22 protein-coding genes are annotated in these 26,359 nt (G+C 72.0%); 17 read left to right on the top strand and 5 right to left on the bottom strand.

What is annotated here, in order from left to right; all coding sequences use genetic code 11:
- Positions 1-14: 14 nt before the first annotated feature.
- Positions 15-1,187 carry an acyltransferase gene (locus tag AB0M54_RS30700; protein WP_364475162.1) on the top strand — a complete coding sequence of 391 codons (1,173 nt, stop codon included), beginning with the start codon at positions 15-17 and terminating at the stop codon, positions 1,185-1,187.
- A 64-nt stretch (positions 1,188-1,251) separates the two neighbouring features.
- Here AB0M54_RS30700 and AB0M54_RS30695 read toward each other — a convergent pair whose 3' ends face one another.
- Positions 1,252-2,403, bottom strand: coding sequence for an endonuclease (locus AB0M54_RS30695; protein WP_364475161.1), 1,152 nt, complete (start codon positions 2,401-2,403; stop codon positions 1,252-1,254).
- Positions 2,404-2,689: 286 nt separating this feature from the next.
- Between AB0M54_RS30695 and AB0M54_RS30690 the strand changes: the two genes are divergently transcribed.
- Complete coding sequence (locus AB0M54_RS30690) at positions 2,690-4,186, top strand: alpha/beta hydrolase (RefSeq protein WP_364329251.1); 1,497 nt, start codon at positions 2,690-2,692, stop codon at positions 4,184-4,186.
- Between the two features lie 11 nt (positions 4,187-4,197).
- On the opposite strand, the gene AB0M54_RS30685 is transcribed toward AB0M54_RS30690, so the two are convergent.
- On the bottom strand, positions 4,198-4,977 hold the full coding sequence (locus AB0M54_RS30685; RefSeq protein ID WP_364329248.1) for a PaaX family transcriptional regulator C-terminal domain-containing protein: 780 nt from the start codon (positions 4,975-4,977) through the stop codon (positions 4,198-4,200).
- 129 nt (positions 4,978-5,106) lie between these two features.
- Here AB0M54_RS30685 and AB0M54_RS30680 point away from each other — a divergent pair, with 129 nt between their 5' ends.
- The 8 genes from AB0M54_RS30680 (at position 5,107) to AB0M54_RS30645 (ending at position 13,706) form a co-directional block, all read left to right on the top strand.
- Positions 5,107-6,234, top strand: coding sequence for an ABC transporter substrate-binding protein (locus AB0M54_RS30680; protein ID WP_364475159.1), 1,128 nt, complete (start codon positions 5,107-5,109; stop codon positions 6,232-6,234).
- Complete coding sequence (locus AB0M54_RS30675) at positions 6,231-7,001, top strand: ABC transporter ATP-binding protein (RefSeq protein ID WP_364475157.1); 771 nt, start codon at positions 6,231-6,233, stop codon at positions 6,999-7,001. Before AB0M54_RS30680 ends, AB0M54_RS30675 begins: the two co-directional genes overlap by 4 nt.
- Positions 6,998-7,669 (top strand): ABC transporter ATP-binding protein, encoded by a 672-nt coding sequence (locus tag AB0M54_RS30670; RefSeq protein WP_364475155.1) that lies wholly within the window; start codon positions 6,998-7,000, stop codon positions 7,667-7,669. The genes AB0M54_RS30675 and AB0M54_RS30670 overlap by 4 nt, the downstream gene beginning before the upstream one ends.
- Positions 7,666-8,526 carry a branched-chain amino acid ABC transporter permease gene (locus AB0M54_RS30665; protein ID WP_364329236.1) on the top strand — a complete coding sequence of 287 codons (861 nt, stop codon included), beginning with the start codon at positions 7,666-7,668 and terminating at the stop codon, positions 8,524-8,526. Before AB0M54_RS30670 ends, AB0M54_RS30665 begins: the two co-directional genes overlap by 4 nt.
- Entirely contained in the window at positions 8,523-9,467 is a 945-nt protein-coding gene (locus tag AB0M54_RS30660) for a branched-chain amino acid ABC transporter permease (protein WP_364475153.1), read from the top strand. Before AB0M54_RS30665 ends, AB0M54_RS30660 begins: the two co-directional genes overlap by 4 nt.
- Positions 9,468-9,479: 12 nt before the next feature.
- Positions 9,480-10,088: a DUF1345 domain-containing protein gene (locus tag AB0M54_RS30655; protein ID WP_364329230.1), complete on the top strand. Its 609-nt coding sequence runs from the start codon at positions 9,480-9,482 to the stop codon at positions 10,086-10,088.
- Positions 10,089-10,628: 540 nt separating this feature from the next.
- Positions 10,629-12,923, top strand: a complete 2,295-nt coding sequence (locus AB0M54_RS30650) for an IPT/TIG domain-containing protein (protein ID WP_364475151.1) — start codon at positions 10,629-10,631, stop codon at positions 12,921-12,923.
- Between the two features lie 117 nt (positions 12,924-13,040).
- Complete coding sequence (locus AB0M54_RS30645; RefSeq protein WP_364475149.1) at positions 13,041-13,706, top strand: hypothetical protein; 666 nt, start codon at positions 13,041-13,043, stop codon at positions 13,704-13,706.
- Between the two features lie 4 nt (positions 13,707-13,710).
- Here AB0M54_RS30645 and AB0M54_RS30640 read toward each other — a convergent pair whose 3' ends face one another.
- Positions 13,711-14,577 carry an alpha/beta hydrolase gene (locus tag AB0M54_RS30640; RefSeq protein ID WP_364329221.1) on the bottom strand — a complete coding sequence of 289 codons (867 nt, stop codon included), beginning with the start codon at positions 14,575-14,577 and terminating at the stop codon, positions 13,711-13,713.
- 121 nt (positions 14,578-14,698) lie between these two features.
- Here AB0M54_RS30640 and AB0M54_RS30635 point away from each other — a divergent pair, with 121 nt between their 5' ends.
- The gene (locus AB0M54_RS30635) at positions 14,699-15,931 is read left to right on the top strand and encodes a PP2C family protein-serine/threonine phosphatase (RefSeq protein ID WP_364329334.1); all 1,233 of its coding nucleotides are present in this window, start codon (positions 14,699-14,701) and stop codon (positions 15,929-15,931) included.
- A 22-nt stretch (positions 15,932-15,953) separates the two neighbouring features.
- Here the strand turns inward: AB0M54_RS30635 and AB0M54_RS30630 are convergent, their stop codons facing one another.
- Positions 15,954-16,865 (bottom strand): GAF domain-containing protein, encoded by a 912-nt coding sequence (locus AB0M54_RS30630; protein WP_364475147.1) that lies wholly within the window; start codon positions 16,863-16,865, stop codon positions 15,954-15,956.
- A 170-nt stretch (positions 16,866-17,035) separates the two neighbouring features.
- Between AB0M54_RS30630 and AB0M54_RS30625 the strand changes: the two genes are divergently transcribed.
- The gene (locus AB0M54_RS30625) at positions 17,036-18,391 is read left to right on the top strand and encodes an FAD-dependent oxidoreductase (protein WP_364475145.1); all 1,356 of its coding nucleotides are present in this window, start codon (positions 17,036-17,038) and stop codon (positions 18,389-18,391) included.
- A 157-nt stretch (positions 18,392-18,548) separates the two neighbouring features.
- A complete protein-coding gene (locus tag AB0M54_RS30620) occupies positions 18,549-20,042 on the top strand; it encodes an RtcB family protein (protein ID WP_364475143.1) in 1,494 nt (497 codons plus the stop codon).
- A 6-nt stretch (positions 20,043-20,048) separates the two neighbouring features.
- Here the strand turns inward: AB0M54_RS30620 and AB0M54_RS30615 are convergent, their stop codons facing one another.
- A complete protein-coding gene (locus AB0M54_RS30615) occupies positions 20,049-20,588 on the bottom strand; it encodes a LuxR C-terminal-related transcriptional regulator (protein ID WP_364329208.1) in 540 nt (179 codons plus the stop codon).
- Between the two features lie 267 nt (positions 20,589-20,855).
- Between AB0M54_RS30615 and AB0M54_RS30610 the strand changes: the two genes are divergently transcribed.
- From AB0M54_RS30610 to AB0M54_RS30595, 4 genes are all read left to right on the top strand, one after another.
- Positions 20,856-21,935, top strand: coding sequence for a hypothetical protein (locus AB0M54_RS30610; RefSeq protein WP_364475141.1), 1,080 nt, complete (start codon positions 20,856-20,858; stop codon positions 21,933-21,935).
- An 82-nt stretch (positions 21,936-22,017) separates the two neighbouring features.
- Complete coding sequence (locus AB0M54_RS30605) at positions 22,018-25,776, top strand: hypothetical protein (RefSeq protein ID WP_364475139.1); 3,759 nt, start codon at positions 22,018-22,020, stop codon at positions 25,774-25,776.
- 4 nt (positions 25,777-25,780) lie between these two features.
- Complete coding sequence (locus tag AB0M54_RS30600; protein WP_364329199.1) at positions 25,781-26,020, top strand: hypothetical protein; 240 nt, start codon at positions 25,781-25,783, stop codon at positions 26,018-26,020.
- A 76-nt stretch (positions 26,021-26,096) separates the two neighbouring features.
- Positions 26,097-26,359: hypothetical protein (locus AB0M54_RS30595; protein ID WP_364475137.1), on the top strand; the 263-nt coding region annotated here is incomplete at its 3' end.

The following is a 26,359-nucleotide window of genomic DNA, read 5'->3' as shown; positions in this document are numbered from 1 at the left end:
GGAGGCAATTCGTCATGTCCCCATCCGAGAAGAGACCCGCGCGACTGCCGTCCCTGACCGGGCTGCGATTCTTCGCGGCGCTGCTGGTCTTCTGCTTCCACATCACCCTGGCCAACTCGCCCATCCCGCCCAACAAGGCCATCAACCCGTTCGCCGATCCGGGCGTCGCCGACACCACGGCCTGGCTGTTCAGCAAGGCCGGCTACGTCGGCGTCTCGTTCTTCTTCGTCCTCAGCGGATTCGTGCTCACCTGGTCGTCGCGGCCGGGCGAGCGGGTGCGCAGCTTCTGGCGCCGGCGGGTCCTCAAGATCTTCCCCAACCACCTGGTGATGTGGGCCGCCGCCATGCTGCTGTTCGCCGCGGCGATCACACCGTGGCAGTCGTGGCTGCCCAACATCTTCCTGATCCATTCGTTCTTCCCCCAGGACGTCACGTACGTCGGGGTCAATCCGCCGAGCTGGACCCTCTGTTCCGAGCTGTTGTTCTATCTGGCCTTTCCTTTCCTCATCGGTCCGATGCGCCGCATCCCGGTCCGGCAGCTGTGGTGGTGGATGACCGCCGCTGTCGCCGCGATGGTCGTGGTCGAGCTCATCACCCAGTTCCTGATCGCGGACACCCCCCGCTCGCCCATCACGCCGGTGTCCACGCTCCAGTTCTGGTTCGGCTACATCTTCCCGCCGTCGCGCATCTGGGAGTTCCTCATCGGTGTGCTGCTCGCGCGCATCATCCATGCCGGTGTCTGGCCTCGGGTGCGGATCTCGCACGCGCTGCTGCTGATGGTGCTCGGGTACGCCGCGGCGCTGGTCGTGCCATTCCTGTACGGCTTCACGGTGGCCACCATTCTGCCGATCGTCGCGCTGATCGGCGCCGTCGCCACCACCGACCTCAACGGCACGCCGACCTGGCTGGCCCGGCCGTACGCCCGCTGGCTGGGCGAGATCTCCTTCGGTTTCTACCTGTGCCAGGGCGTCACCGTGTTCTACATCCGGCGCCTGCTCGGTCACGAGGCCGGATTCGGCACACCGCTCGCGATCGCCGTCATCGCGATGTTCCTCGCCATCACGCTGGTCGGTGGCTGGCTGCTCTACTCATTGGTCGAGCGCCCGGTCATGAACCGGTGGAGTCGTCCCCGGCGCCGCGAGGGCGCGCCTGTCGTGACACCGGTGCCCGAGCCCACCACGGCCTGACCGGAGGGTCCGCGTGGAGGACCGGACACCGCTTCGGCCCTCCACGCGCCCTTACGGCCGGCTCCTAGCCGAAGATCGAGGCGGCCCACTCCGGGTGGTCGATGAACGGGTTGCGGTTGTGCTGGTAGCCGGCGTAGATGACCTCGTTGCGGTTGCGCTCGAAGGCGTCCGGCGGGTCCTGGGCGTTCCAGGTCAGGAGGGCGGACAGCCGGCCCAGCCGGGGCGCGGTGCCGCCGCTGGTGGCGTTGTCCACCTCGAGGTCGGGCCAGGAGTCGCCGCCCTCGTAGCGGACCGCCATGTAGAAGATCATCCGGGCCACGTCGCCCTTGACCGCGGCGCGGGGCTCCCACGAGTCGGCGTCGGTGCGGTTGCCGGGCGCGTCGGCGACCGCGGCCCCGCCGTTGTCGAAGTCCTTGTTGTCGCGTTCGGAGTTGACGTGTACGTCCTCCGGGCGCAGATGGTGCAGGTCGGTGCCGGGGCCGTTGGCGGTGCCGAAGTCGCCGTGAGACTTCGCCCAGACGTGTTCGCGGTTCCAGTCGCCCGGGTCGCCGCCGTTCAGCGACTTCGACCGGCTGGTCCCGGAGTAGAGCAGGATCACGTTCGAGGAGTTCGCCGGGTCCTGGTCGGTGACCTTGAGCGCGTTCCACACCCCGTCGTAGGACAGCGTGGTCACCCCGCTGGAGATGATGCCGTGCAACGCGGTCTTCAGCGCCTCCCCGGTCCGGCCGGCCGCGGCCGCGTAGTAGCCGCCGGGGTCGCTCGGCGGCGGGGTGGAGCCGCCGCCCGTCATCGCGGTCGGGGACTTCAGGCCGGGGTGCGAGAAGTACCCGGTCAGCGTGCCGGTCACGGTGACGACGCCGCCGACCAGACCGGGGTTGCTCTGCAGGCCGAAGGCGCTCCGGTACGCGCTGGTGATCTGCACGTACAGCATGTCGCCGGTGTCGGTCTCGCCGCTGCGGTCGGCGATCGCGAGGGCGGTGTCGCCGGTGAAGTTCCGGAACAGCACCGTGTTGGCGGCGGTCGGCTGGCCGACGATGTACCCCCGGACCGTCCCGGTGCCGCTCTGGTTGCTGATCGCCTGCGCCACGGTCAGCGGTTCGGCCGCCGTCAGCACCGTGCCGCGGGCGCCGAGCACCGTGCCGAGCAGGGCGAGAACGGCGACGAGGGCCGGCATCGTGACGGCCGTGAGACGTCGGCGCGGGTTCCGAGCGGACATGAGCTCTCCGTTCACCGGGCTGCTTCGACAGCAGCCTCAGTATGGACGGACCGGACGCACCCGCAGTCATACCAAGTGCGTCATAGGTCCGTCCATCGGAGAAACAGAGCCGGCCGATCCGCCCGCATCGGCGGGCGTCGAACTCGTCCGGGCGCGGCCGGGTGGGCGTATGGTCGGCCCGATGCCCTGGTCACCGATGTCCGTGCTTCCTGCCGAGCAGTGGGAATCGCTGGAGCCGCGCGACCGGCGCGGGCCCGCGAGTGGCCAGGAACAGGGAGACGACGCCGTGAGACGGAACCTGCTTGCCGCCGCGACCGCCGCGGTTCTGATGTGCACGCTCGTGGTGTCGACGCCCGGGTGGGCGGGTGACCGCGCCGCCGTCGAGGGCCGAGTCTCGGCGCCGGCGTGGGGATCCTGTCCACCGCCTCTGATCGAACGCGACCCACGGCAGCAGTGCGCCACGCTGCCGGTTCCGCTGGATTACCGGTCGCCCGGCGGGCGCACCATCGATCTGGTCATCTCCCGCATCGCGAGCGCGAAGCCCGGCCCGCGTCGCGGGGTCCTGGTCCTCAACACCGGCGGCCCGGCCGACATCGGCGTCGACGCGCCCTCCTTCTTCGCCCCGCTCATGCCGTCAGCGCTGACCGACCGCTTCGACCTGGTCAGCTTCGACCCGCGCGGGGCCGGTTCCAGCGCGCCGATCAGCTGCCATTTCCCCGACGTGCCGTCCGAGATCGGTCAGCGCTACCCGGCCGTCGACGGGTCGATCGACCGCAACATCGCTTTCGCCCGTGACCTCGCCCAGCGCTGCGGCCGGAACGCCGGTGACGTCCTGCCGTTCATCACGACCGCCAACACCGCGCGGGACATGGACCGGATCCGCGCGGCGCTGGGTGAACCCCGGATCTCCTACCTCGGCTACTCCTACGGCACCTACCTCGGCGCGGTGTACCGAACCCTCTATCCGCACCGGGCCGACCGGTTCGTGCTCGACAGCTCCTACGATCCCGCCCTGAGCCGCTACGACCAGCTCCGGCAGGCCGGCCTGGGCGCCGCGCTCCGCCTGCCGGACTTCACCGGCTGGGCCGCCGCCCGCAACGACCGTTACGGCCTCGGCGCCACCGCGACCGCGGTCCGGTCGGGTTTCGACGTGCTCACCGCGGCTCTGGACGCCACCCCACTGACGCTGCCCGACGGCACCGTGGTCACCGGCAACCTGTTGCGCATCGTCACCTTCGAGGGAATCTACAAGGACGCGGGCTTCCCCGCCCTGGCCGAGACCTGGCAGTTCCTGGCCGCCGCAGTGGCCGGGTCGCGGATTCCGGCCGGTCGGAACGTCACGTTGACCGTTCCCGCCGACAACCAGCCGTCGGTGCAGGTCGCCATCCACTGCAACGACGACGCCTGGCCCCGCGACATCGCCACCTACCGGCGCAACGTTGCCCTGGACCGGCGCGTCTTCCCGGCCACGGCCGGCTTCCCGGCCAACATCTGGGCCTGCGCCTTCTGGCCTGCGCCGCGGATCGAGCCGGCGGTGCGCGTGCGCGGGACGGGGGCACGAAGCGTCCTGATCGTGCAGAACCTGCGCGACCCGGCGACGCCGTGGATCAGCGCCGTGGGCATGCGGCGAGCGCTCGGATCGGACGCGGTGCTGCTCAGCGTCGATCAGGGCGGTCACACCGCCTACCTGACCACGGACAACACCTGCGTCAAGGACACCACCACCGCCTTCCTGACCCACGGGGTGCTCCCACCGGGCCCGCGCTTGTGCCCGGCCGGCTAGGCGACCTTCATCTAGGTGAGGGCCGGCTGCAGGTCGAGAAGATCGGCGGGCGGTTTGGCGTACGCGGCCTCCAGATCTCGGAAGAGCTTCTGCGCGCGGACGGCCGGCCAGCCGTCCGGGAGGTGCTCGACCGGGAGCCGGGGGTCGCGACGGATCGCGTCGAGCCACTCGGCGGTCAGGCGCAGGCGGGCGGCCAGTGGGTCGCTCTCGGACGGTGTCTCCCAGCGGGCGAGGAAGTGCTGGTAGCGGGCGGCCACCTCGGCCAGGTCGTACGCGTCCTTGATCATGCCCTTGATGTCGGTGATCTCGTCGACCCGGGCGTGGAAGACCCGGGCGTGTGACGCCAGGCCCAGGCCGGTGACGATGTCGCGGGCGTTCACCTCGCCGGGCGCGATCCACAGCCCGCCCTGCAGCGGGCCGAAGCCGGTCCAGGTGAGCTGGGACCGCAGGTCGTGGCGCTGGCGCTGCCACGACTCGGGGAGCGAGAAGCTGAGCAGGGTCCAGGTGCCGTCCCACCGGTCGTTGACGGCGCCGGTCTCCCAGATGCGGCTGCGGCCGTCGCGCAGGATCGCGGTCGATCGCGGGGTGAGGCCGAAGTACATCTTGCGGCCGTGGCGCTGGCGGCGCAGCAGGTCGCGCCGGGCCATCCGGGTCAGCGTCGAGCGGGTGGCGTGCGACGTGATGCCGAGCCGGGCCAGCGTGTCGATGACGCTGCCGGAGTAGACGCACACGTCCCGGTCGAGGACGAGGTCGCCGAGCAGCATCAGGAGCAGGGTCTGCGGGGACGGCATGGCAACGATGTTAGGCAGATTGTTGACGGTCGACACGAAAGAGCCTAACTTCGGAACCTACCGTAACGGGACCGAAACGCGGAGGTACTCGTGCGTCGAGCAGCGCCGCTCCTTCTCGCCCTCATCCTCGTGACTGCCACGGCCGGCTGCGGCGGCGACGCCGCGGACGGCGACGATCCGATCCGGGTCGCCCAGATCGTCTCGCTGACCGGCAACTACTCGCCCCTGGGCAGCGAGAACCAGAAGTCCGTGGCCCTCGCGGTCAAGCAGATCAACGACGCCGGCGGGGTCGGCGGGCGCCGGATCGAGCTCACCGTCCGCGACGACAAGAGCCTGCCCGACCAGGCTGTGCTGGCCTTCAACGAGGTCAAGGGCGACGCCGACGCGATCATCGGCTCGCCGTTCTCCAACTCCGCGCTGGCGACGATCCCGCTGGTCGACCGGGAGAAGATCCCGTACCTGTCGCTCACGCCGGCCGACGAGCAGGTCAAACCCATTCATCCGTACGTCTTCGTCGTGCCCGCCACGGCCGGCACCTACGCCGAGGCCACCCTGCAATACCTGAAGGCCACCGGGGTGAGCCGGCTCGCGGTCGCCTTCGACACCCGGAGCAGCTACGCCAACGCCGGGGCCAAGGGCCTCAAGGACAAGGCCGCGGCGTACGGGGTGACGCTCGCGCCGATCGAGGAGTTCCAGACCAGCGCCACCGAGTTCGGCGCCGTGTTCACCCATGTCCGGTCGTCGCCGGCGCAGGCCCTGATGGTGTGGGCGACCGGCGCGCCGGCGGTGGCGCTGACCAAGCAGTACGCCGCGTCCGGCCTGAAGATCCCACTGGTGATGACCGGCTCGCAGGCCAGCAAGCTGTTCCTCGACCCGGCCGGCCCGGCGGCCGAGGGCGTCACCATCGCCAGCTCGATCGGGGTGGTCGGCAACGCCCTGCCGGCCGGTCCGCAGAAGGCCGCGATCGACGAGCTCGCCACCGCGTTCACCGCCGCGCACGGATACCCGCCGCCGCAGTTCGCGCAGGACGGCTACAGCGGGGTGAAGCTGCTGGCGGCGGCCATCAGCAAGGCCGGCAGCTCGGACCGGGCCAAGGTCCGCGACGCGCTCGAGGGCCTGACGCTGACCACACCCAACGGCGCCTACAAGTACTCGGCGACCGACCACAGCGGACTGACCACCGACTACATCGCGATCACCACGGTCCGCGACGGCGGCTTCGTCCCCACCGATTATTCCAAGGCCAAACTCCGGTGACAGGTGGCGCCGCGCTGACGGTGTCCGGGGCGTCTCGCGCCTTCGGCGGTGTTTTCGCCGTACGCGATGCCGACCTCGCCGTGGCGCCCGGTGAGCTGCGGGCGGTGATCGGGCCGAACGGCGCCGGCAAGTCCACGTTGTTCGGCCTGATCGGGGGCCAGCTGGCCCCCGACGCCGGGTCGGTGCTCCTCGACGACCTCCGCATCGATCGCCTGCCCGCGCATCGGCGGGCCCGGCTCGGCGTCGGCGTGGTGTTCCAGGCGGCCCGGGTCTTCCCGGGCATGACCACGCTGGAGAACGTCATGGTCGGCGCCCACGCGACCACCCGCGCCGGGTTCCTCGCGGCGGCGTTCCGGCTGCCGGCCCACCGCCGCGAGGAACGCGAGATCCGCGAGCGCGCCGCCGACTGCCTGCGTCGCACCGGCCTGGAGGACTGGGCGCATCGCCCGGCCGAGGAGCTGCCGCTCGGCCAGCAGCGGGCGTTGCAGCTGGCCCGGGCGCTCTGCGGCCGGCCCCGGCTGCTGCTGCTCGACGAGCCGGCCTCCGGGCTGCGTACGGCCGAGCGTGAACGCCTCGCCGACCTGGTCGAGGACCTCCGCGGCGACGGGCTGACCATCCTGCTCGTCGAGCACGACGTGGCCTTCGTGATGCGGCTCGCCGACCGGGTCACCGTGCTCGACCTGGGCCGGGTGATCGCCGACGGGACCGCGGCCGAGATCCGGGCCGACCCCCGGGTGGTCGGCGCCTACCTGGGCACCGCCGCGTGAACGTGGTCGAGGTCGCCGGGCTGACGGTGCGCTATGCCGGCGCCACCGCGCTCGACGACGTCGACCTGGTGGTGGGCGCGGGCGACCTGGTCGCGCTGATCGGCGCCAACGGGGCCGGTAAGACGACGCTGGTGAAGGCGTTGTCCGGGCTGGTGCGCCCGGCGGCGGGCCGGGTCACGGTGCGGGGCCGGCTCGCGCAGGTGCCCGAGGGCCGCGAGATGTTCGGCGACCTGAGCGTCGACGACAACCTGCGGCTCGGCGGCTGGCGCAACGGCCGGAAGGGCCGCGACACCGCCGAGATCTACCGGCTGCTGCCCGCGCTCGACGGCCTGCGACGCCGCCGGGCCGGCCTGCTCTCCGGCGGCGAGCAGCAGATGGTGGCCATCGGCCGGGCATTGATGGCCCGCCCCGACGTGCTGGTGGTCGACGAGCTCAGCCTGGGACTGGCCCCGCTGGTGGTCACCGACCTGATCGCGCACCTGCGCACGCTGAACGCCGAACGGGGGCTGGCCGTGCTGCTGATCGAGCAGAACGCCCGCCTGGCGCTCGAGCTCTGCCGGCACGCGTACGTGCTGGAGGCCGGCCGCGTGGTCCTCCATGGACCGGCCGACGACCTGGCCCGGAACCCGCGGGTGACCGCCGCCTATCTGGGCGGGCCGGTCCGGTGAGCGACTTCCTCGGCTACCTGCTGACCGGACTGGGCATCGGCGCCGGCTACGCGCTCGTGGCCAGCGGCCTGGTCGCCATCCACCGGGTCACCCGGGTGGTCAACTTCGCGCAGGGCGCCTTCGCCGTGGTCGCGGCCATGCTCACCTCCTCGCTGCTGGCGGCCGGGCTGCCACACGGGTTGGCCGAGCTGACCGGGGTGCTGACCGCCGCGCTGACCGGGCTGCTCGTCGGCCTTGTCGCCGTCGGACGTCCCGGCACCACGCCGGGCACGTCGCTGATCGTCACGCTGGGGCTCGGCATCTTCGCGTACGCGATCGAGATCGTGATCTGGGGTGACCAGCCGCGGTCCTTCGCCGGGCTGTCCGGCGTGGCGGTCATCGGCGGCGCCCGGCTGCAGGCCCACTACCTGCTGATCCTCGCCGTGACCGTGCCGGTGTTCCTGGCCATGGCCGCGTTCTTCGCGCGAACGGACGTGGGCAAGGCTTTGTCGGCCTGCGCGTCCAACCCCTACGCGGCCCGGGTCGTGGGCATCGACGTACGCCGGATGGGCCTGCTCGCGTTCGCCCTGGGCGGCGCGCTCGGCGGCCTGGCCGGGGTGCTGACCACGCCGGTGCAGCAGGTGACCTTCGACAGTGACGTGACCCTGCTGGTCAACGGCTTCGCGGCGGCGATCCTCGGCGGACTGACCCGGCCGGTGGTCGCGCTCGCCGGCGGCCTGCTGCTCGGCGTCGCCCAGACCATGATCGCCGGGTACGGCGGCAGCGCCTACCAGCTGGAGGCCGCGCTGGTCCTGATGCTCACCGTGATGATCGTGCAGGCCGCCCGCCGCGGCGCGGTGCCGGAGCCGGCCCGATGAACCGCTGGGTCCTGATCGCCGCGGCCGTCGTCACGCTCGCCCTGCCGCCGCTCCTGCCGGAACGGCACCTCGCGACCTACGTGCTGCTCGGCCTGGCCGCGACGGTCACGGCCGGGGTGTCGATGCTGATGGGGTACGCCGGTCAGGTCTCGCTCGGTCAGGCCTCCTTCTACGCGATCGGCGGGTACGCGGCCGGTCTGCTCACCGTGCACGGTGTGCCGACCGTGGCGGGCCTGCTGGCGGCGCCGGTGGTCGCGGCCGCGGCGGCGGTGCTGATCGGCGCTCCGCTGCTGCGGTTGCGCGGTCACCACCTGGCCTTCGCCACGCTGGCCATGCAGCTGATCCTGCTGTCGCTGCTCGGCCGGGGCGACTGGGCGGGCGGCGCGATCGGCCTGCAGGGCATCCCGACCCTGCCGGTGGGCGGCGATCTCGGGTACGCGTACCTGGCCTGGGCCGTTCTCGCGGTGGTGCTGGTGATCTCCCGCAACATCGTCGCCTCGCGATCCGGGCGCGGGCTGCGCGCCGCCGCGACCAGCGAGATCGCCGCGGCGGCCGGGGGAGTGGCGATCGGCCGCTACCGGCTGACCGTGTTCGCCCTGTCGGCCGCGTTCGCCGGGCTGGCCGGCGGCGTCTACGCGTTCTACCTTGGCTATCTGTCGCCGGGCTCGTTCCCGGTGCTGCTGTCCATCGAGTTCGTGGTGATGGCCGTGGTCGGCGGCCTCGGCACGATCGCCGGTCCGGTGGTCGGCGCCACCGTCATCGTGCTGCTGGTGCAGGCCCTCACCATGCTCGGCACCCAGCCCGGCCTGCCCGGCTACGCGCCGAGCGTGCTCTCGTACGCCGTCTACGCCCTGCTCCTGGTGGTGACCGTGCTCTTCCTGCCCCGCGGCATCGTCCCCGCCGTGACCCGACGCCTCAGCAAGAAGGACGGCCCGCTGTAGCAAACTGCGGTCATGAGGCTCTTCTCCGTCCGGCGCACGCTCATCTCCCTGGCCGCCGGCGTCGCCGCCGGGGTGATCGCCTGGCTGGCCGGGGCGGCGTCGCTGGCCCCGAGCGCCGGCTGGACGGCCGGCACCACGGTCTTGCTGGTCTGGGTGTGGTGGATCAGCTGGCCGCAGGACCCGGCCGGCACGAAACGTCTGGCCGAGCACGAGGGCAGCGCCTTCTCGATGGACGGTTTCGTGCTGGCGGGCGCGGCCGCCGGTCTGGCCGCGGTGGTCAACGTCCTGGTCCGGGCGTCCACCGCCGCGGCGGTGATCCTGGCCGTCCTGGCCGCGATCCTCTCCTGGGCGCTGGTGAACACGGTGTACGCCTTCAAGTACGCCCGGCTCTACTACGTGGACGAGGACGGCGGCATGGACTTCAAACAGCCCGAGCCACCCTCGTACAGCGACTTCGCCTATCTGGCCTTCACGGTCGGCGCGTCCTTCGCGGTCTCCGACACCGACATCAAGAACACCGCGATCCGCAGGGTCGTCCTGTCCCACGCCCTGCTGTCCTACGCCTTCGGCACCATCACCATCGCGGTGGCCATCAACCTGGTCACCAACCTCGGCCGGTGACGCCTCCCAGCGAGGTCCAATGTGTACGTCAAAGACGCAGTGTCACCCGATCTCGCGGCAGCGTCCCGGCCAGAGCCTTGCCGGCCAAAAGGAGCGTTCTGCGTCGCCGCGCCCTCGGGTCGTGGCATCATCGCTGTGGGCAAGGGTGGACCGGCTGTAGGGCAGCGGCCCCAAGACCCGCTGCCCTTCAGTCGTTCCCGGGGTGTCCCGCCGGTTCTCGTCGTGGAACCGGCGACGTGTGCTGTGCAGGCTTCGTCGCTCAGGATGGCGCTCAGCGCGGCCGCCTCGGGGGAGTCGCCCGGCGATCAGCGCCCGCTCGGTGTACGGAGACGTCTGCGGCAGCGGCCGCCGGCCAAGCGGACTGGAAGCGCTCAAAATTGTCTGCTCTCAGCGCTTGATCCAGCAAAATCGCGACTCTATGAAATCAGGCAGTTACTTATGGTTACGCTTCCGGCGAGATGGCTCGCGCCGGTGTCTTCGCGCGTCGGGCCCCACCCAATCCAGAGACGCGGTCCAACGGACCCGTAGGAGGACCCTCGCATGCGTAAGTCAACATCACGATCGAAAGTCCGGGTGGCGACGGCCGCCGGACTGACGACCGGAGCGGTCGCTGCCGCTCTGCTCGTCGCTCCCGCGGCCGCGTCGGCCGCCACCACGGTTTACCCTCCGGTGGTCGCCGTCGGCGACCTGGTCACCATCACCGACACCGAGGTCAGCTTCTCTAGCGGCACGAACGGCACGGCCTCGCGGGCGGTGATCCTCACGTCGCCCGGGACGACCACCCCGGTATGCAGTGCCACATATCCGACGACATCGACGACCATCGTGGCTGCGGAACAGACCGCCGGCTCCATCAGTACGAGCAAGACGGTGACGTTCAAGGTGCCCACTGCTGCCGTGGCGGGGACCAATGGTCTGGCCAAGCGATACGTCGCCTGTTTCTACGCGCCTACCGGCAGCACTGCCCGCGAAGGTAACCAGAACGGTTACCCCTTCTACGTGGGTACGGCGCCAACGCTGAACCCGACCTTTGGCCTGACCGGCACCGCGAACACTGTCACGCTCACGGCGGCGACAAACGTCTTCACCGGCGTCACCGCCCTCGGCGCCCAGTACACGACTGAGCCGTGCCCGGCCGCTTACGGCACGCCCGCCGCCGGCACGACGGGAACGCCCACGAGGACCGGCGACGCAAGCGCGACCGTCACCGTGCCGGCCACGCTGACATCCACCAGCGGGAACACCCGCTACAACCTGTGCGTGTACAACGGCACCCTCGCGGCCTCCACGCTCGTCACGATCGGCTCGTACGCCGTGACCCAGCTCGTGCTGAGCCAGGGGACCGGCCCGTGGCAGGGTGGCAACTCGCTGGACATCACCTCGCCGAACCAGGTCCTCGCCGGCATCGACTCTCCCGGCGTGAACCTCACCGCCGCGGCCTGTCCGGCCAAGTACGAGTCGACCGACACCGTGGGCACGAGCCTGGTGGCCGACGTCCGCAAGATCAGCAACAGCCGCTTCGCGTTCACCGTGCCCGCGCTCAGGAGCTCCGCTCCGGCGGCGCCGCCGACCGCACAGCCGGTATGGAACGTCTGTCTCTACGGAGGCACCGACGACGGCGCGTCCGACCTCGTCGCGAACATTCCGTACACCATCACCACGCTGCACACCGCCACCGAGGTCGCGCCGAAGGCGGGCCCGGCTCTGGGTGGCTCCAAGATCGTCGTCAGCGGCACCGCGTTCCCGACCGACGGCACGCTGACCGCCACCCTCGGCGGCATGGCGCTGACCGGCGTCAAGGTGCTCAGCCCGACCGCGTTCGAGGCGATCACCCCGGCGCACGCCCCGGGCAACAACATGGCCCTGACGGTCACCACCGCCGCCGGCACCTTCCTGCTGACCAACGCGTACTCATTCACCTCGGCCCTGATCGTCGACCCGAACACGGCGCCGAACACGCGCACCGTGAACGTCGTCATCAAGGGCGTCGGTTTCCAGAGCGCGAACTTCAACGCGGCCGGCACTGCCCTTACCCTGACGGGGTCGCACTTCTACCTCGTCGAGGGCGTCTACGCCGGCAACGAGGGCGATGCGGCCAGTGGCGTGCGGGCGAACCCGCCCGTCGCGGAGTGCCGGAACGTCCTGGTCCTGAAGGACACCGAGGCGATCTGCAGCCTCAACCTGGCGCGGCGGCTGGACGCCGAGGGGGTCGACTACCTGGTCCCGGCGGCTCCCGCTGAGGCCGGCACCATCGGCACCCCGGCCGTCACCACGATCGGCAGCACGGTCACCAGCCGGGTCATCCGGTCCTCCGCGGCCCTCTTCACCCGGGACCACGAAGGACTGACCATCTACGAGGCCACGCCGACCAACTTCGCGCCGGGCACCCGGATCGTGGACGTCATCAGCCCGACCGTGGCCGTCATCTCGGCGCCGGCCCAGGCCACCGGCACCGGGATCACCCTGGCGCTGCTGCCGCCGACCGCCCGGACGGTCACCGTGACCACCGGCAACGCGAGTACCGCGCTGGGCGCCCCGGCGGTGGACACGTTCCTCACCTCCGACGACGAGCGCTACATCGTCGGTCCCAACATCGCCCTCGGTATCAAGCTCAATTCGATCACTGACGGCGACACCGCCGTGCTGAGCGCGGTCTCCGGGGGGACGGGGAGCACCGCCAGCGCCAACCTGCTGTCGATGAACGTGCCCGTTCCCGAGGGCGCCTACAACATGACCTACGTCAGCAACGGTGCGCTCAACGCTTCCAGTACCGACCCGAACTACGTGCAGAGCACCGTCTCCAGCACCTCGACGTTCGCGGTCTCGTCCTTCTGACCGGACGGCACCACACGTAGAACAAACCATCGGCGGCCCGGAGCGCATGCTCCGGGCCGCCGCTCGCTTTGTGGCGTTTTCGTCACCATCGGCGGGGTCTCTTGGGAGAATGGGGGCATGCGCAACCCATCCCGCAGACGCAAGCAGGCCATTGCTGGTGCGGCCGGCCTGGCCGTCGTGCTAGGTGGCGCGACGGTTGCCGCGACCCGGTGGCCCGGCCACCAGGACGCGACCGTGGCCGTGGAAGTGGCTCCGCCGGCCGACGTGACGGCCTCGCCCTCGCCGACCGGGTCCTCCGCCTCCGCGACGCCGAAGCCGAAGGACGCATCGGCCAAGCCCACGCCATCCCTCTCGCTGCCCGCGGACGCCGCCGAACGCATCGCCGACGCGCGGGCCGCCGCCGCCAGGGACGGCGTGCCCGTGAAGCGGCCGCTGCCGCAGGCCACCGTCGCCCAGATCCCCGATGACGAGGTCACGGTCCGCGAGTCCGGCTCGGTGCAGAAGGACAAGGCGACCATGCGCGTGGTCTCCGCGCGTGGAGATCTCACCGGTCAACGGGAACTCGACTGGGTCGCCGACGACGGCGAGAGGTTCGGCGACGCGTTGTGCTCCCAGACCATAACGCTCAGCAACATGCCGCCGGAACGGAAGCCGACCTTGCTGATCTGCTGGCGTACCAGCGCCAAGAAGAGCGTCTACACGGTCGCGGTGAGCCTCGACGGCCACCCATCCAGGAAGAAGAGCGTGTCCGCCATCGACGCGGAGTGGAAGAGACTGGGCTAGTCGCCTAGGTGGCGGACAGGAAGTCGAGCAGTTCCCCGGCCACCGGGCCGGGCGCCTCCTCGGCCTGATGGTGCCCGGAGTCGATGACGCGGTGGCGCAGGGCGCCGGCGATCCAGGGAGCCCAGATCGCGGCCGGGTCGCCATGGAGGTCCAGATCGTCGTGCGCGGCCTCGAGCAGCAGGGTGGGGCACCCGATCTTCCGTCCGGCCGCCCGGTCGGCCTCCTCGTGGTCGCGGTCGACGCCCAGGCCGGCCCGGTAGTCCTCGCACATGCCGTGGACGACGGCCGGGTTGTGGACGGCCGCCCGGAGGTCGGCGTGCTGGGCGTGGCCCATCGCGGCGGGGTCGCCGGTGCCGTACCAGGCGTCCGGGTCGGCGCTGATCACCCGCTCGGCCGGCTTGTCGGTCTGTGCGAGGAACCACCAGTGCCAGTAGGCCTGGGCGAAGGCGGCGTCGGTGCGCTCGAGCTGCTCGACGATCGGCAGGCCGTCCATCACCACCAGGTGGGACACCGCCTCGGGGTGATCCACCGCGGTGCGGAACGCGACCAGGGCGCCACGGTCGTGACCGACGACGGCGAACCGGTCGTGGCCGAGGCGCGCCATCAGCCGCACCACGTCACCGGCCATCGCGCGCTTGCTCGACTGCGCGTGGTCCGGCTCGTCCGGTGGCAGGGTCGACCCGCCGTATCCGCGCAGGTCGGGCGTCACCACGAAATGGTGCCGGGCCAGCCTCGGGGCGACATCGAACCAGGTCGTGTGCGTACGGGGATGGCCGTGCAGGAGAACGACGGGTGAGCCGGCGCCGCCGTGCCTGAACCGCAGCGTGACCTCACCGACGTCAGCATGGTCCAGCCGAAAGCCCTCGAACATCGATCAGACGCTAGCAGCCGGCCACGGCGTCGGATCACGACCGGGGCCGGTGATTGCGTCGGAACGGCTCGGATGAGGCATGCTCGACCGGGCCGACTCGGAGGGATCTCGTGTGAACACCATGGAAGCGCTCCGGCAGCTGCTGCGCCAGTCGCATCATGCCCGGCCGGAGGACCTGCCGGAGATGGCCATGCGGGCCGCCCCGTCCGTGAACGCCACCGCCATGATCATCTATCTGGTGGACCATCAGCAGCGGGTGCTGCTGCCCCTGCTCGGCGGCTCGGCCCCGCACCGCGCGTCGACCACGGTCGACGGCACCCTCGCCGGCCGGGCGTACTCGCTGGTCAGACCTTGTGTGAGCGAGGGGGACGAGGCCGGCGCCCGGTTGTGGTTGCCACTGCTCAACGGCAGCGAGCGGATGGGCGTGCTCGAGATCGTCTCGCCTTCGGCGCTCGATGAGCGGGCGGTCGACGACTGCGCCCTGGTGGCGACCCTGCTGGCCGAGCTGGTGATCACGCGCAGCTTCTACAGCGACACCATCGAGCGGGTCCGCCGCCAGGAGCCCATGCGGCTCGCCGCCGAGATGCTGCGGGCGCAATTGCCGCCGCTGTCGTTCTCGACCGGCCACCTCGTCATCAGCGGCATTCTGGAGCCCTGCTACGACGTGGGCGGGGACGCCTTCGACTACGCCGTCAACGGCGACACCGCGCATCTGGCGCTGTTCGACGCCGCCGGGCACGGCTCCGCCGGCGGGATGCGCGCGGTCATGCTCGCCTCGCTCGCCCTCGCCTCGTACCGCAACGCCCGTCGCGCCGGCCTGACCCTGATCGACAGCTACCACCACATCGACGACGCCGTCCGCGCACACGACAAGTTCGGCATGATCACCGCGGTCCTGGCCGAGATCGACCAGCGCACCGGCGTCCTGCGGGTGATCTCGGCCGGACACCCCAGCGGCATCGTCATCCGGCAGGGCCGGGTGGCCAAGGTCCTGCCCACGCCGACCGCCCTGCCCGTCACCCTCGGCGACCGGCGACCGCCGGTGATGGTCGAAGAAGCTCTCGAACCCGGCGACCGGATCCTGCTCTACACCGACGGCATCATCGAGGCACGCTCGGCCGAGGGCGAGTTCTTCGGCATCGAGCGGCTGACCGACTTCGCCGTCAAAGCCTCGGCCGACCAGCTTCCCGCTCCGGAAACCGCCCGCCGGCTGGTCCACGCGATCCTGAAGTACCAGGACGACCGGCTGCAGGACGACGCCACCATCCTGCTCGCCGACTGGCACAGCCCCGCCCCGGCGGACTCCGACACCGAATTGATCGTCGTACCCGCCGACCACCTGCTCGAGCCGTGACCGAACGGCGTGGGCGGCCGGATCAGCGGTTGACGTAGGCGGCCAGGCCGCCGAGCTCCTCGCTGGCGATGAACACCGATCGCACGTTGATGATGGCTTCCTCGACGTGGTCGGGGCAGCCCCACGCCGCGTCACCCCAGGAATCGGCGATCTTGATCTCGGCGGGCGCGGTGCAGCCGGGCCGGCCGCCGAGCTGGCAGTGCTCGGGGTGCGGCATGGCGGCCTGGGCGGCCGCGGCGGTGCGCATCCGGGCGGTGAGTTCCGCGGCGGCGGCGGCCCGCCGCTCGGCCTCGGCGCGCAGGTGCCGCTCCGAGCTCACCACTTTGGCCAGTTCGTCGTGGGCGGCCTTGGCGCGGGCTTCGGCGGCCTGTCGTGCCTGCTCGCTGTGGTGACGTTCGATGGCCAGGGCGGCGGTGCCGGCGAAGACCGCGGCCAGGGCGAGGTCGGTGTCCTGCGGGACGCGCGGGGTGCGGTGGTACATGGCGAAGGTGCCCAGCAGGCCGCCGTCGCGGGCCAGGATCGGCGTGGACCAGCAGGCGGCCAGCCCGGCCCGGTCGGCCAGGTCGCGGAAGTCGGTCCAGAACGGGTCGGTGGTGATGTCGGTGACGATGACCGGTTGCCGCCGGTGGGCGGCGGTGCCGCAGGAGCCGACGCCTTCACCCGTGGCGATGCCGTCGATGGCCTCGTTGTAGAACCCGGGCAGGCTCGGCGCGGCCCCGTGCCGCAGGTGCTGCCCGTCGGGATCGGCCAGCAGGACGGAGGCGAGCACCTCCTGCGGAGCCAGATCCTCGATGCAACGGGCCATCCCGTCGAGCACCTCGGTCAAGGGCGCCTGCCGGGCGATCTGCTCGATCAGGGCACGGTGTTCGGCCATCAGCCGTTGCGCGTGCTTGACCTGGGTGGTCTCGATGCCGATGACCCGGATGCCGGTCACGGTGCCGTCGGCGTCCCGGCGCGGCTCGTAGGTGAAGTCGAAGAACGCGTCGCGCGCCTGCGGGCCGGCGCCGAGCGTGACCCGGACGTCACGACCGGTGTAGGACTCGCCGGTGCGGTAGACCTGGTCGAGCCGGGTGATGAAGCCCTGACCGGCCAGTTCGGGTCACCTTGCTCGAGCGTGACGCCCAGCTGGGCGGGCGCCTCGCGGCGTGGCCCCGCATCGTCGCGGACGGCTCGCGGCAGATGGTGGAGCACGGGTTCCACGGCTTCTTCCGCCAGTACTACAACTGGCACAACGTGCTCCGGCGGATCGATACCGAGCTGTCGTTCCTGCGGCCCGCCGGCCGGTATCCGGTCGTCTCCCGGCACTGGCCCGAGGAGAGCTTCTCCGGGCTGCCCCGGCGGCCACCGGCCAACCTGCTGGCCCTGGTGGCCCGGTCACCCAGCCTGAAACTGCGGGAGCTGCGCGGGGTCGACGGCCAGGCCGCCGTACCGCTGCTGAGCTATTCCCGCGAGGAGACCTATCGCCGCTTCGACCACATCTCGGCCAAGGACTTCCTCGACACGCTGGGCATGCCGGCCCGGGCCCGCGCGCACCTGTTCGACGTCTTCGCGCACTCGTTCTTCAACCACCAGGAGGACATGTCCGCGGCCGAGATGATCATGCAATTCCATTTCTACTTCCTGCGCAATCCCGAGGGGCTCGACTTCGACGCGCCCACCCAGGACTACGAGACGGCGATCTGGGCGCCGCTCGCCGGGCAGTTGCAGGCCCTCGGCGGCGACATCCGCACCGGGGCGGCGGTCGACCGGATCGATCCGGGGTGGACCGTGACCCTGCGCGGCGGCGCCGAGCTGACCGCCGATCACGTCGTCCTCGCGACCGACCCCCGCTCGGCGCGGGAGATCGTCGCCGGCTCGCCGGGGCTGGCGGCCGTCGCGCCGCGGCTGGCCGCCCAGATGGCGACGGTACGGACGGCGCCGCCCTACGCGGTCAGCCGCATCTGGACCGCCCAGGACTGCGCGCCCCGGCGCAGCGTCTTCACCAGCGTCGCCGAAGAGGCCACCCTGGACTCGGTGACGCTCTACCACCGGATCGAGCGAGCGGCCGGCCAGTGGGCCCGCCGCACCGGTGGCAGCGTGATCGACCTCCACGCGTACGCGGCGCCGGACGGTGTCGGCGCCGCCGACCTGACCAAGCGGATGTGGGCCGAGCTCGGCGCGCTCTGGCCGGAGACCACCCGGATGGCCATCGTCGACGTCGAGGAACGGGTCGGCGACGACGCGCCCGCCTTCGCCCCGGGCAGCGATGCCACCCGGCCGGGGGTGCGGTCCGACGCGAAGGGTCTCCACCTCGCCGGCGACTGGGTCCGCGTGCCGTTCCCGGCCGGCCTGATGGAGCGTGCGGCCGGCTCCGCGATCCTCGCGGTCAACGCCATCCTCGGTGACCACGGGGTCCGGCCCGCGCCGTTGCTCTCCGTCGCCCCTCGAGGCCTGCTGGCCCCGCGCGGCCGCCGCCTCTGAAAGGCCGGCGGCCTCTCGCGGCCGCCGCCCCTGAACGGCCGGCGGCCTCTCGCGGCCGCGCTTCTGAAAGGCCGGCGGCACGAAAAGCGATCGCCGCCGACGACCTTCGCCCCTAGGGTGGCCGTGGCCTCTTCCCCGACACTTCCGAAGGTTGTCCATGCCCCTGCCCAAGCGGCCCGACCGGCGCCTGGTGCGTACCGATGACTCCTGGCTCACGCTGCCCAATCCGGCCGACGTGCCGGTGGAGATCTGCGCCGGCCCCGAGGTTCCGATCGAGTCGGCGGCGATCGACGAGCTGCTCACCGTGCTGGAGACGGACCGCACGCTCAGGGAGCTGGGCCAGGCGACGCCGGGGCTGGAGTTCGAGCCGCGCATCGACCGGGTGGTGTGCACCCCCGACTTCCACAAGGGAGCCGGCATCCCGATCGGCACGGTGCTGCGTACCGTCGGCGCCCTGGTGCCGCAGGCGGTCGGCAACGACATCAACTGCGGGATGCGGGTGGAGGTCACCTCGCTGACCGTCGATCGGGTACGGCCACATCTGGACCGCCTGGAACGGCGGCTGCGGCACCTGTTCTTCGAGGGCGGCCGCCGCATCGGTCTCACCCCGGCCCACCGCGAGGGGCTGCTCCGCGACGGGCTGCCCGGGCTGATCGCCGAGGGTGTCCCGGCCGACGCCGACGGCGCCTGGGGGCAGGTCGGCCCGGACGACACCGCCGACCTGGGCGGGCGGCTGCACGCCGCCGGATATCCGGCCCGGTCCGCGGACGCGTTCCGGGACTGGATCACCAGCGGTGGCGGGACGAGCTACGACAGCATCATCGGCAGTGTCGGCGGTGGCAACCACTTCGCCGAGTTGCAGTACGTCTCGGCCATCCACGACGGCGCGGCGGCGTACGCGTGGGGTCTGGCTCCTGGTCGTGTGGTCCTGATGGTGCACACCGGCTCGCTCTCGCTGGGCCACCAGGCCAACGCCACGGGCCACGACCAGGCTCGGGCCGCCTGGCCCCGGACGGTGCCCAGGCCGGCGAACCGGATCCTGCCGATGCTGCTCGACGAGCGCGGCGCGGCCGGGCGGGAACGCTATCTGACCGCCTTCGCGAACGCGGCCAACTTCGCCGTCGGCAACCGGTTCTTCCTGGCCATGATGCTGCGGGCCGGCCTGGCGAGCGTCGCCGGCGACCCCGGTTCCCGGCTGATCTACGACGCGCCGCACAACCTGATGTGGCCGGGCGCGGACGGTTCGGCGGTGCACCGGAAAGGGGCCACCCCGGCCGAGCTGGGTGAGCCGGTCATCGTGCCCGGGTCGATGGGCGCGCCCAGCTACCTGTTGCGCGGGCTCGGCAACGACCGCGCCCTGGGCAGCGCCTGCCACGGCGCGGGCCGCAGCATCCCGCGGGGCGCCACGGCCCGTGGCAGCGACGCGGAGCTGGACGCCTTCCTCCGTGAGTTCCGGGTCGTCACCCCGCTCAACCATCGCGACCCCGCGGTGGCCGGTCGGCGCGACATCATCGCGGCGTGGCGTCGCGACCTCAAGCAGGAGGCGCCCTGGGCCTACAAGGACGTCGGCCCGGTCGTCGACACCCTGCGCATGGCCGAGGTGGCCCAGCCGGTCGCGGAACTCCGGCCGATCCTGACCGTCAAGGGCTGATCCGGCTCACACTCTGATCGGGTCGTGGATCTGCCTGCGGTAGGCCAGCGCCACCGCGTGGGCGCGGTCCCGGGCGCCCAGCTTCATCAGCAGGTTCGACACGTGGTGCTTGACCGTGCGGACGGTGACCACCAGGCGTACGGCGATCTCCTGGTTGGACTCGCCATCGGCGATCCGGGCCAGGACCTGCTCCTCCCGCGGCGTGAGATCGCCGCGGGCGGGTGGCGGCACCGGCTGCCGCCGGCACAGTTCGAGCAGCCGGCCGCCGATGTCACTGCTGGTCCAGCCGTGGCCGGCGTGCACCGACCGGATCGCCTCGACCAGCCCGGCGATCGGCTCGTCGGCGGCCACGATCGCGCCCACCCCGGCGGCCGCGGCCGCGCACAGCAGGTCGTCGGCCGGTGCGGGCGGCGCGAGCAGGACGGTCCGGGCCGGAGCGGCCGCGCGGCCCAGCTGTTGTCGCAGGACCACGTCGGCGTCGCCGGTCAAGGCCATCACCAGGTGCTCGTGGTCGCGCAGGACGGCTTCGATGCCCACACGCAGCACCGCGTTGTCGATATCGATCAGAACTCTGGTCGTCGGCTGGCACTGCATCGTTCTCCCCGTGTTGTGACGATCAACGATTCCGGAGGAGCCGCGGCCGGTCCAACCCTTTCGTTTCTGGTCGAAGCCTGTCCCCTGGTACAGGTCGCAGGACTGGACCAGGGCCGGATGTCCGGCACCGCCCCGATCCATAGCGTCGGTGGGGCGGCGATCCCGTCGCCACCTCGCCATGACCGAAAAGGACAAGAGGGCAGCATGACGATGACCCGGATGGCGCGACTCATCGCCGCTACCGCGTTCGCCACCGCGGCCACGGTGCTGCCCGCCGGCAGCTTCGCGAGCGCCGACGGCGGTAACCAACGGACGTCGTACGAAACCTTGGCGAACGCCGCCGACAACGCGGCCGCGGACAAGGCGTTCGTGCGGTTCGTCGCGCTCCGGCATCCACAGTCGACAGTCCGGGCGGCGGCGTGGCTGGCCCTGCTGAGCAGCACGCCGGACGCGGCGATCGCGGAGTTCCTGGCGTCGGGGTACGAGCCGGCCCGGGCCCGGGCGGCGGCGCAGGACCAGCAGGACCTGGACTTCGCCAAGCGGATCCTGGCGACGCACATCGCGGCGTACGCGCCGGAAACCCATGCCGCGGCGAAGCGGGCGGTGAACGGATCGGCCGCGGATCGCGAACGATTCGCCCGCACCGGGTACGCCGAGGCCGCGGCCCGGGACCGTCAGGTGCGGGAGGCCGACGGGACCCATGCCGCGGCGCTGGCGCAGGCCGACCGGGACTTCGTGGCGGCGCTGCGCGACTCCGATCCGGGCGCGCAGGTGCGGGTCGGCGCGGGCTACGCGTTGCGTGCCGGTGCGACGGACGCCGATCTGGTGGAGTTCTTCGCGTACGGCTGGAACAGCTCGGCGAGGCTGGATCTGGAGTTGCATCAGAGCGCGATCGCGGACAACGACGTGCGGTGGCGGGCGACGATCAACCGGCTGACCGCCGACGCGCGGGCGGCCGAGACGGCGGCGCGGGAGGCCTCCGGCGAGGCGGCCGCCGCGGCCCGGGCGCAGGCCGCGACGGCGTGGCGCACGGTGGTCGAACAGACCACGCCGGCCCGGTCGGCCTGGCGCCAGGCCGAGGATGTGGCAGCGGCCCAGGCGGCCTCCTGGCAGGCGATCGCGCTGGCCGCCGCGGCGGCCGAGAGCGTGAACTGGGAGTCGATCGCCTCGTCGTCGGTGTCCACGGCGGCCGCGTGGAGCACCGAGCGGGACTCCGCGGCCGAGCAGGCCCGGTACTGGACGGCGCTGCTGGACCAGGCTCGCGCGGCCGAGCTGGAGATGACCGACCCGCCCGGCTGACCCCGCGGCGACCACCACGCACCGTCTGTTCCGACTTCACGGGGGTTTCATCATCAACATCACCCGGCTACGCGCCCTGATCGTGGCTACCGTCACCGCGGCGCTGGTGGTGAGCGGCGCGGATGCCGCCGCCGCCACGCCTCCACCCAGAACCGAGGCGCCGGCGGCGACGCGTGATCTGCGTGAGCCCGCGGCGCCCGGCGACACCCCGTCGTTCGATCCGGGGACCTTCACGCCACCGGAGAAAGCGTGGGACGGGGAGTCCGGAGTCGCCGACATCGGTGATCCGCGGATGCGCGCCCTCGTGGTGGACATCGCCGGCCTCGCCGAGGACGCCGAGGTTCGCACGGCGGCCGACGCGGCCCTCTCGGCCGGCACGGCGCAGGCGGTCGAGGACTTCCTGGTCTCCGGCGAGGACGCGGCGAAGGCGCTGGCCACGGCGCGTAAGGCGAAGACCGCCAAGGAGAACAAGGACAAGATCACCGAGCTGGCGGGTACGGGCGGACCGGTCTTCAACGCCGAGGTCCAGCGGGTGCTCCACGGCACCGACTACGACCGCGAGTCGTTCCTGATCTACGGGGCGGACCTGGTCCGGGCGCGGGACGAGAAGACGACCGCCGACGCGAACGCCCGCGCGGGTCAGCTCCGGGCCCGGGTCCAGGTGCTGGCGGACCTGCCCGACTCGGAGGTCTCCCGGGCCGCGCGGACGGCGATCGCGTCCGGCGACAGCGCGATCGCCGCGTTCCTGAACGGTGGGTACGCGACGGCGGCCGCGAAGGACGCCGACGCCCGTGAGCGGTACCTGGCCGATCAACGCGCCCGGGAGGACGCCGCCGAGGAGCTGTCCGAGCTGGCCCGGAGGGCCGCACGAGCCTCCGCGGCCCGCCGGAACCTGGTGGTGGCGCACGGCGAAGGCGTCCAGGCGCTGCGCCGGTCGGCCAACTCCCTCGTCTCGGCCGGGAACGAGGCCCGCAAGGCCGAGCAGATCCTGGCCGCCAACACCGCCGCCAACCGTCATCCGGCGGACGCCTACGACGGGGTCAAGGCCGAGGTGTCCCGGCAGGTCGGGTACGCCGAACAGGCCTCGGCGGCGGCCGTGCAGGCCTCGGCCCGGGCCCAGGCGGAAGCGCACATCCTGGTCGAGGCGGGCCTGCCGTACGGGATCGAATGGGCGCGGATCGCACAGGGCATGGCTGCCGCGGCGCAGGCGGCGCAGGCCGCGGCGGTCACCGCCCGGCACGCGATCGACGCCACGGCCGCCACCGGTGCGGCCCGTGACGCTGAGGAAAGGGCGATCGCGCACGCCGAGCAGGCGAGAAAGTGGCGCGAGTACGCGCAGGAGCACGCCAAGGCGGCGGCGGATCTCGCGGCGGCGGCGGCGAAGCAGGCCGACGCGGCCAGGGACGCGGCGGCTCGGACGAGGGCCGCCCGGCTGGACGCCGAAGCCGCCGAGGCACGGGCCTGGGCGGCCGCGAAGCGGACCCGGGACCAGCGGATCATCGCCGAGAACGAGGCGACCAAGGCCGCGGCGGCGCGGCAGCGGGCCGAGGCCGAACGTGCGACGGCGGCGTCGGCGCGGGCGCGGGCCGAGTCCCAGGCCGCGATCGCCAGTTCCGCCCGAGGACAAGCCGAACAGCTGGCCGGCGTGGCCCGCACCGCGCGGGAGAACGCCGAGGCGCAGGAAGGTTTGAGCGCCACCGCCCGATCCCGGGCCGAAGGCGCCGAGAGCACCGCGGTGACCGCGCGCGACCGGGCCCAGGCCGCCGAACGGGACCACCGCACGGCGGACGCCAAGGCCGCCGCGCTGGAGGCCGGCGCCGCGGCCCAGGCCGGCGGGCCGGACGCCGCGAACGCGCGAGCGGCCGCCACCCAGGCCCGCATCGAGGCGACCACCGCGCGCGGCGCGGCCACCGGTGCGCGATCGGCGGCGGACACCGCCACCGGCGCCGCAGCCAACGCCCGGGCCGCGGCGACCGAGGCCACCCGCGCCGCGGCCCGGGCCCGGGCCGCCGCGCAGGAGGCCGAAGCCGCCGCCGCCCGGGCCCGGGCCGCCGCGGCGAACGCCGAACGCGAGGCGGCCACCACCCATCACGAGGCGAGCCGGTCGAATGCCGCCGCCGCCGAGGCCACCGCACAGGAGGCCAAGGCCGCGGAAGCCGCCCGGGCCGCGGTCCGGCTGGCCGAGGATGCCGCGCAGGAGGCCGCGGCGGCGTTCCGGGCCGCCGGTCGGACCAGGGACGAGGCCGTGGCGGCCACCGCCGAGTCGGTGTCGGCCGCGACGCAGGCCACCACCGCCGTACGCGCCTCCACCGCGGCCCGGCAGGCCTCGGCCGGCATCGCCGACCCGGCCAACACGGCGATCACCATCGTCGCACCGTTCACCGGGTCCGACCTGGACGCCGATTTTGTCATCGAGGTCGCCGAGCAGGCCACCAAGGTCGGCGCCGAACAGGTGCGGGCCGCCGAGACGCGGGCCGCCGAGGCGATCGCCGCCGCGACGGCCGCCGCCGAGGCGGCCGCGCGGGCCAACGCGGACGTGAAGCCGGCCTATGACGCCGCCGCCGCGGCAGCGCGGTCCGCGGCCGACGCGGCTCGTTCGGCCGCGGACGCCCAGGGCGCCGCCGCCGACGCCGCGGTCGACGGCGCGGACGCCCGGGACGCCGGCGCGCGGGCGAACCAGGCCGACGCCCAGGCCCGCCAGGACGCGGTCCTGGCCCGTACGGCCGCCAACCGGGCGAGCAACGACGCCGCGATCGCCGGTCGCAGCGCCGCCGCCGCCGAGAACGACGCCGCCGCGGCCCGCGGCGCGGCCACCCGCGCCGAAAATGACGCCGCCGCCGCCCGCGGCGCCGCCAGCGCGGCGGAAGCCGACGCGACCAGGGCGGAAACCGCCGCCGACAACGCCAAGAAGAACGCCGACGCCGCGACCCAGGCCGCCAAGAACGCCATGGACGCGGCCATCGCGGCGCAGGAGGCCGCCGACCGGGCCGAGGCCGCGGATCGGGCGGCGGAACGACAGGCCCGGGAGGAGGCCGCCGCCAAGGACGGCACCGGCGGGATCGGCCTCAGCCCGGATGACGAGAACTACATCAAGGCCGTCTGCATGGGCGAGCCCGACCCCGAGCAGTGCATGACCGAGATCCGCGCGGACATGGCCGCCGCCAACAGCGGCATCGTCGATTTCCTCATCGAGAACGGCGCGCAGGTCCTGCTCGAGGTCATCGGCTGGGAGGACCTCAAGGCCTGCTTCACCGAGGGCGACATCGAGGCCTGCCTCTGGACGGCCGCCAGCCTCATCCCGTGGTCGAAGCTCGGCCCGGTGGCCAAGGCCTTCTTCAAGGTCGCCTCGGACATCGGCACGTTCCTCTCCCGGTCGGCGAAGGCCAAGAAGGCCGTCGAGAAGATCAAGGACCTGCTGAAGCTCGGCAACAAGGCGTGCAAGGTGCCCGGCAAGAGGGCCGCCGCCGGTCACCTCAGTACGGCCACCGATCCCGAGGACGCCATTCCGCTGGCCGGGTGCACGCCCGGCATGAAGGTCAGCGATGTGGTCAGGGCGATGGCGGAGGAGACCAAGCGGCTGCTCGTCGAGAAGTACGGGTTCGCCAGCTTCAACGATGCCGGCCAACATCTCTGGAAGGGCGCGAACCGGAATGGGGAGAACCTCAAGACACCGGAGGTTCTGGAGCTCGTACGCCAAAAAGGAATGACCAAAGAGGACCTGGAGTACATCAGGAATTACTTCGCCTCCGTTGACCAGCACAGCGTCTTGCGAGAAAAACCGAACCCGAGCGCCAAGCCCCGCGCCGAGATGTTCGCGTGGATTATCGAGCAGTTAGGTTGACGCGATGAAGCTGCTGATAACCACCGACGGCGAGCCCTTGCGTGTGATCTTCGAACCGGCCGGAACAGAGGTGCTGCTTCCGGTCGGCAAGAACATCATCGTCGAGATCACCGGCGATGAGATGGGCGAGCTCGGGCATGAGCCGGGCTGCCTGCTGATCTGGAGCGGCCTGGGCGGGAGCCTGCGTGCCTGGTGGTCGGAGGGCCGGAATCACGTGGGTGAGGAGATCCTGACCTATTCGTAAGTGGAGCACGTGACGAGAAGGAGATTTTCGGGTGCGAGCACGGGGGCTTGTGGTGCGTGGTTTTGCGGTGGTTGGTGTGGCCGCGTTGGTGTTGTCGGGGGTGGCGGTGCCGGGTGCGGAGGCTGGGGTGGCGCGGCCGGTGGCCGGGCGGTCGGCTGCGGTGGCTTTGCCGGAGGCGACGGAGGTGGAGAAGGCGCGGGCGTTGGCGGCGGTGGGGATTGTCGCTGATGGTGAGTGGATCATTTTGCCGGATCGTGGGTTGGTGAGCCGGTTGTTGACGGATGTGAAGTCGGCGCCGTTGCTCGAGGTGCGGGCGAGGGCCCGGGCGGCGTTGGATGT

The sequence above is a fragment of the Actinoplanes sp. NPDC051470 genome (genome assembly GCF_040682035.1).
In the GTDB taxonomy this organism is placed as follows: Bacteria; Actinomycetota; Actinomycetes; order Mycobacteriales; family Micromonosporaceae; genus Actinoplanes.
The sequence above is the reverse complement of the archived record's forward strand: the minus strand, read 5'-3'. Positions and strand labels throughout refer to the sequence as shown.

What these genes read in the sequence shown, in the direction of transcription:
- AB0M54_RS30600 (WP_364329199.1), top strand. Translation starts at nt 25,781, where the DNA reads ATGAAGCTGCTGATAACCACCGACGGCGAGCCCTTGCGTGTGATCTTC.
- AB0M54_RS30645 (WP_364475149.1), top strand. Translation starts at nt 13,041, where the DNA reads ATGCGCAACCCATCCCGCAGACGCAAGCAGGCCATTGCTGGTGCGGCC.
- AB0M54_RS30700 (WP_364475162.1), top strand. Translation starts at nt 15, where the DNA reads ATGTCCCCATCCGAGAAGAGACCCGCGCGACTGCCGTCCCTGACCGGG.
- AB0M54_RS30620 (WP_364475143.1), top strand. Translation starts at nt 18,549, where the DNA reads ATGCCCCTGCCCAAGCGGCCCGACCGGCGCCTGGTGCGTACCGATGAC.
- AB0M54_RS30655 (WP_364329230.1), top strand. Translation starts at nt 9,480, where the DNA reads ATGAGGCTCTTCTCCGTCCGGCGCACGCTCATCTCCCTGGCCGCCGGC.
- AB0M54_RS30635 (WP_364329334.1), top strand. Translation starts at nt 14,699, where the DNA reads ATGGAAGCGCTCCGGCAGCTGCTGCGCCAGTCGCATCATGCCCGGCCG.
- AB0M54_RS30650 (WP_364475151.1), top strand. Translation starts at nt 10,629, where the DNA reads ATGCGTAAGTCAACATCACGATCGAAAGTCCGGGTGGCGACGGCCGCC.
- AB0M54_RS30695 (WP_364475161.1), bottom strand. Translation starts at nt 2,403, where the DNA reads ATGTCCGCTCGGAACCCGCGCCGACGTCTCACGGCCGTCACGATGCCG.
- AB0M54_RS30685 (WP_364329248.1), bottom strand. Translation starts at nt 4,977, where the DNA reads ATGCCGTCCCCGCAGACCCTGCTCCTGATGCTGCTCGGCGACCTCGTC.
- AB0M54_RS30660 (WP_364475153.1), top strand. Translation starts at nt 8,523, where the DNA reads ATGAACCGCTGGGTCCTGATCGCCGCGGCCGTCGTCACGCTCGCCCTG.
- AB0M54_RS30610 (WP_364475141.1), top strand. Translation starts at nt 20,856, where the DNA reads ATGGCGCGACTCATCGCCGCTACCGCGTTCGCCACCGCGGCCACGGTG.
- AB0M54_RS30640 (WP_364329221.1), bottom strand. Translation starts at nt 14,577, where the DNA reads ATGTTCGAGGGCTTTCGGCTGGACCATGCTGACGTCGGTGAGGTCACG.